This is a genomic window from Microcystis sp. M53598_WE2 (genome assembly GCF_030067735.1).
Taxonomy (GTDB): Bacteria; Cyanobacteriota; Cyanobacteriia; order Cyanobacteriales; family Microcystaceae; genus Microcystis; species Microcystis aeruginosa.
In genome coordinates this window covers 1-4,006 of sequence record NZ_JASJFE010000132.1, presented here as the reverse complement: position 1 = coordinate 4,006, position 4,006 = coordinate 1, and the positions used below count along the sequence as shown (strand labels likewise).

The following is a 4,006-nucleotide window of genomic DNA, read 5'->3' as shown; positions in this document are numbered from 1 at the left end:
TCGGGATAAGTATGGCTCAGGTTTGTCAGGGTTACTTTCAGGCTATTAATATTACCGCTCAAGCCTGAAACATTAATAGTGGAAGGATAGGGGGTACTGGAACCACTATCAGGAATAGTAATCGGGTTAGGGTTACTGAAGCTCTTACTGTTTAAGCCCGTGCCGTTAAGGGTAAAGTTAAAAGTACTCTCATCGGCATCATTATTCGTAAAGCTAATGGTATTGCTGAAAGTTCCCGTTGTCGTGGGAGAAAAATTTACCGAGAAGGTGGTGGACTCACCGACACTGAGGGTTGTATCCGTAAAACTGGAAGCCAAGCTAAAACCCGAACCACCACCTAGGGAAATGGCTCCGAGGGTTAAATCTTTTGTGCCTTGGTTGCGAACCCGGAAGGTTTGGGTTTGGGTTTGACCTACACCGGCCGCAAAGCTGAAACTGCCCGTATTATCGGCAATATTGGTTCGATCTTGCAGAACCTGAATTTCTGCGATACCTACTCCTCGGATAGCAGTGTTAGCGTTGACGCGACCGTAACCGTATTGGGTGTTAAAACCCTTGTTATCGTAGGCAACCGGACCAATCAAGTCCGTGGTGTTCCGCATTAAACCCCGCACTTGGGCGGCCGTCAGGTTGGGATCTTGTGCCAGAATCAATGCCCCAATTCCTGCCGCTAGAGGAGTGGCGGAACTGGTGCCGCTAAACCCATCCGCGCCAGTAGTGGTATAGTCGGAGGTGCTGTTATAGCCATCGGCACCCGTCCGGTCTGTGGTAACAATATTAGCTGTACCGCCATAAGTGGGACCACCGCTAGGGGCAACGAAATCCACTTGCGGTCCGACGTTACTATAGCTGGCCAACTGGTCGAGGTTGGTACTCGCACCGACGGCAATTACCCCCGGTATGGTACTGGAGAGATTGGCAGGAAAACTAACGGGAGCCCCAAAACCGTTACCTGTGGCAATGTAGGAAATTGCCCCTTTGCCATCGCGCCCGCTGGTACTAGCCCAGGTAAAGGCACTGGAGATGGCACTGCTGAAGCCACCACCACCCCAACTGTTGTTCAGAATATCCCCTGCACGCCAAGTGCCAGTACCCGAAGCCGTGCGACCGGCGGCATAATAAATGGCCGAGGCGATATTAGCGTCACTGGTGGCAGAGTCTCCCAAGAAAATCCGCACGGGCAGTAATCGGGAGTTATAGGCCATCCCCGTCACTCCCAGTGTGTTGTTGCCCCGACCTGCCGCTACTCCAGCGACGGCGGTGGCATGGGCATCATCGGGGACACTAGGCCCTGGGTTATTGTCTCCGATGCCACCACTGGTAAAGTCCCAGCCGTTCACATCATCGATCCAACCGTTGCTATCGTCATCAATGCCATTACCGGCAATTTCCCCTGTATTGATGAATAGTTGCAGGTCGGGATGGTTTAACTGCATTCCATCATCGATTACAGCAACAACCACGTTACTGCTACCCCCCGCATTTACATCCCAAGCTTCTGGGGCATCTACGTCCGCATCGGGTGTCCCTCCTACTTGTCCCGTGTTATTGAGATGCCATTGGTTGCCGAAAAGAGGATCGTTGGGAATAAAAAATCGCTCCCGTTGTTGGTAGAAGTTGGGACTTGCCCACTGAAAGCTTCTATCGGACTGAAGGGCATTAGCAGTAGCTAGGTTAGGAAGTCCTTCTTGGAGAGTCACGACAAATTGGTCGGATGTTCCCAATAGGCTGCGATAACTGGCAAAACGGGAATCATTCCCGAAAACCTCTTGAGCCTTTAACCCTGGCCGCAAGGAAACAATTATTTCGTTGGTGGCCACTAGCCAAGTGTTAGTCAAGGGAGACTGATAAACTGGGGCTACTCGAACCCCGGGGATTTCCCCTAATCTGGCTTCGATCTGGGCGATATCAATGGCAGTCGCTGTCTTACTGCTTAGTATGTAGGTATTCTGGGAGACGTTTTTCTCTAATTTCAGCCCTTCTAGGATTTGACCGGCTGCCAATAGATCGTTTAGTCTGGTTGCCCGGTCGGTCAGGGTCAGAGTTATTTGAGTATTGCGCTGTAGTAGTTTTACTGGCTGACCGTCTGCCCAATAAAAATCCCCCCGATCAACTACTGGTATGGGAGAGTTAGCCTGCCGATTTTCTCCAGTTTTCTGGTTGAGATTGTCCTGATTAACCCTCGAATCCCCTCCCTCGGCAGTGGGTACAGAGGCAAGACCCAACGCTGGACTGCTGGTGACGGGGGCAGCGGTGGGTACAGAGGCGGGACCAGGCGCTGGACTGGTGAGATAACCAGAAGAGTCAATACTGAGGGAAGCGGGAAAGACCACTTGACTCGTAGCAGCAGGGGAGACTGGAACCGTGGGGGCCTCAGAGGAGACTGTAGATGGGGAGGGGTCAGAGTTCAGGACTCCTAAGGGAGAAGTTTCCTTCGATACAGTTAAATCGTCGGAACCTGTTAAATCACGCGTGATTGATAAGGATTGCTCAAAACTCAAAGAATCTTCTAGAAATGTCATATCTGTAAATCGGAACTTACTTGTGTTGTCTTCATCACCAGGCACACCCCATACCCCATTTTCCGAAAATTAATCGGTCAATTACCTGGGGGTGTTGAATTGTTTCTGTTTATGGTTAGGGAAAAGGACTAGCCCAACTTTTCTGCCCTGGGGCTAAATCTCTTGTCTACCAGTAATTATAAATCAACAAGTTAAAAAAATAAGAAAAATTTTCTTATTTTTATCCAAGAGCCTGATTAGTGGAACTTAAACAAATTTCAAGTCCAAATGTAGCCCAAAGCCGCTTTGTGAGCTAAAAAGACATCAATATTCTGCGTTAGCCAAGTGAAAAAACGAAAAGACATCGCTGTACGAAAAGCCTCCAAAGCATCAGTAAATGTCTCCAAAGGTTTATTCGCCCATCGCCTTTGTAGTCCCCCGGTTAAGTGATGCCAGAGAATAAAAGTGTAGGCACAAAACACCAAGCCCTATCTGCGTAAAGATTTCAGGAGTTTGTATCTGCCAGTACATTTGTATTGCATTGCTTTAAATCAGGCTCTGTAAGACTTTTAGCCATAGCCAGTATATTCATAGGGTGGAAGTTCAGTTATCGATGACTACAATGCACAGCAAAGCAAAGGATTAAGCCCCCATCACTACTACCGAATCACCCCCCTCTTAGGCTTCGCAGAACAACAACAGGAAGCTTATGCTTTGAAAGACCGCTAGTGGCAGTAGGAGAAGAGTCTCCTACTGCCGGCAAACTTAAATGATCTCTCAATCTAGATCACTACCACTGGTGTAGCGCCAGCAATGTTGTAACCACTCAGTTGAATGATTGCATCACTAGCGGCTTGGAAGCCAGCCGCTCCATTATTGAGAGCGATAAAAGTACCACTTTGACCTGTCACTGTAAAAGCCGCCGCCGTGTTAGCAGCAAAGGCCGCATTCGTCAAGACCAACTGAATCGCCGCTTCGGTTAAAGAAGTAGCTGTCCCTTTCGATGCGGTCAAAGTGATTGCCGCAATAGACCCAGGGGCATTAATGCGATCAAGACTAGCACCTGTGCCACTGTAGCCTTGAATAACATCAAAGCCAGTCAGCAGCGACTCACCGAGGGAATTGTAGGTCAAAGTATCCAATCCCGTGCTTCCCGTTAGGGTATCTTTGCCAAGACCGCCTGTCAGGTTATCATTACCCGCTCCACCGTTGAGGGTGTCATTACCCGCTCCACCGCTGAGGGAATTAGCCAGAGTATTGCCGACGATGTTGTCGTTGAGGCTACCACCAATAACATTTTCAAAGGCAGTGGCACTAGCTAGGGTGAGAGTGAGATTTCCGGCGGTGACGGTTTGGGCGACGGTACTGCCGAGATTGAGGTTGATGGTTTTAGTTGTGGTCGCCGCAAAGTTGAGGGTATCGATTCCAGAGGCATCAATTAGGCGATCGCTATTCAAGACCAGATCTGTGTCGAAGAGGTATGTGTCGTTATTGGCCCCACCATC

General features: G+C 49.4%; 2 protein-coding genes and 1 pseudogene. All 3 read right to left on the bottom strand.

Features of this window, described 5'->3' with window-relative positions:
- The coding region (locus tag PX636_RS02995) for a S8 family serine peptidase (protein WP_288116177.1) at positions 1–2,522 on the bottom strand (2,522 nt) is incomplete at its 3' end.
- A 257-nt stretch (positions 2,523–2,779) separates the two neighbouring features.
- Positions 2,780–2,986: pseudogene (locus tag PX636_RS02990) on the bottom strand (IS701 family transposase); the annotation flags it as partial.
- A gap of 297 nt (positions 2,987–3,283) precedes the next feature.
- The coding region (locus PX636_RS02985) for a calcium-binding protein (protein ID WP_288116176.1) at positions 3,284–4,006 on the bottom strand (723 nt) is incomplete at its 5' end.